Source organism: Microbacterium sp. Kw_RZR3, assembly GCF_029222405.1.
Classification (GTDB): Bacteria; Actinomycetota; Actinomycetes; order Actinomycetales; family Microbacteriaceae; genus Microbacterium.
This window is the reverse complement of sequence record NZ_JARHXC010000241.1, coordinates 1-1,729: the sequence shown is the minus strand read 5'-3', so window position 1 is coordinate 1,729 and position 1,729 is coordinate 1. Positions and strand designations below refer to the sequence as shown.

At 66.9% G+C, this 1,729-nt stretch carries 1 protein-coding gene; it reads right to left on the bottom strand.

Going from position 1 to position 1,729, the window contains the following annotated elements; genetic code table 11:
* Positions 1–1,610 (bottom strand): chaperonin GroEL (groL, locus tag P2P98_RS13520; RefSeq protein WP_275800534.1); only part of this gene is annotated, 1,610 nt, incomplete at its 3' end.
* Positions 1,611–1,729 lie beyond the last annotated feature (119 nt).

Below are 1,729 nucleotides of genomic sequence, written 5' to 3'. Positions count from 1 at the left end.
ATGCCACCCGTCGGGTCGCCCGCGGGAGCGGCGACCTTCTCGGGCTTGTCGGCGACGACGGCCTCGGTCGTGAGGAACAGACCGGCGATCGACGCGGCGTTCTGCAGCGCGGAGCGCGTGACCTTGGCGGGGTCGATGATGCCCTGCGCGAAGAGGTCGCCGTACTCGCCGGTTGCGGCGTTGAGGCCGTGACCGACCTCGAGCTCCGCGACCTTGTTCGCGACGACACCGGGCTCGAGACCGGCGTTCAGCGCGATCTGCTTGAGCGGGGCCTCGATGGCGACCTTGACGATGTTCGCACCGGTGGCCTCGTCACCCGAGAGCTCGAGCGACGCGAACGCCGTCTTGCCCGCCTGGATGAGCGCGACGCCACCACCGGCGACGACGCCCTCTTCGACGGCGGCCTTCGCGTTGCGGACGGCGTCTTCGATGCGGTGCTTGCGCTCCTTGAGCTCGACCTCCGTGGCCGCGCCGGCCTTGATGACGGCGACGCCACCGGCGAGCTTCGCGAGGCGCTCCTGGAGCTTCTCACGGTCGTAGTCGCTGTCGGTGTTCTCGATCTCGCGGCGGATCTGGGTCACGCGACCCTCGATCAGCTCCGACTCACCGGCACCCTCGACGATCGTGGTCTCGTCCTTGGTGATGATGACCTTGCGGGCACGGCCGAGCAGGTCGACGGTCGCGTTCTCGAGCTTGAGGCCCACCTCTTCGGTGATGACCTGGCCGCCGGTGAGGATCGCGATGTCCTGGAGCTGCGCCTTGCGACGGTCGCCGAAGCCGGGGGCCTTGACGGCCGCCGACTTGAAGATGCCGCGGATCTTGTTGAGCACGAGCGTCGCGAGAGCTTCGCCCTCGACGTCCTCGGCGATGATGAGGAGCTCCTTGCCCTCCTGGATCACCTTGTCGACGATGGGCAGAAGGTCCTTGATGTTCGAGATCTTCTGGTTCGCGATCAGGATGTACGGGTCTTCGAAGACCGCCTCCTGACGCTCGGGGTCGGTGACGAAGTAGGGGTTGATGTAGCCCTTGTCGAAGCGCATGCCCTCGGTGAGCTCGAGCTCGGTGCCGAAGGTGTTCGACTCCTCGACGGTGACGACGCCTTCCTTGCCCACCTTGTCGATGGCCTCGGCGATGAGCTCGCCGATCGCGGGGTCGGCGGCCGAGATGGAGGCGGTCGCGGCGATCTGCTCCTTCGACTCGACCTCCTTCGCCGAGGCGAGAAGCTCGTCGGTGACGGCCTTGACGGCCTTCTCGATGCCCTTCTTGAGCGAGATGGGGTCGGCGCCGGCGGCGACGTTGCGCAGGCCCTCGCGAACGAGCGCCTGAGCGAGGACGGTAGCGGTGGTGGTGCCGTCACCCGCGACGTCGTCGGTCTTCTTGGCGACCTCCTTGACCAGCTCAGCGCCGATCTTCTCGTACGGGTCGTCGAGCTCGATCTCCTTGGCGATCGAGACGCCGTCGTTCGTGATCGTGGGAGCGCCCCACTTCTTCTCGAGCACGACGTTGCGACCGCGGGGGCCGAGCGTCACCTTGACGGCGTCGGCCAGCGTGTTGAGGCCGCGCTCGAGGCCGCGGCGGGCCTCCTCGTCGAAAGCGATGATCTTTGCCATAAGTGTGTCGTCCCTCCCGGACGGGTGACTTCCAGATTTTGGCACTCGACGAAAGCGAGTGCTAACTCATTCTGGCACTCGCCCCTAGGGAGTGCAAGCCGCGAGCCGTGCCGCACAGC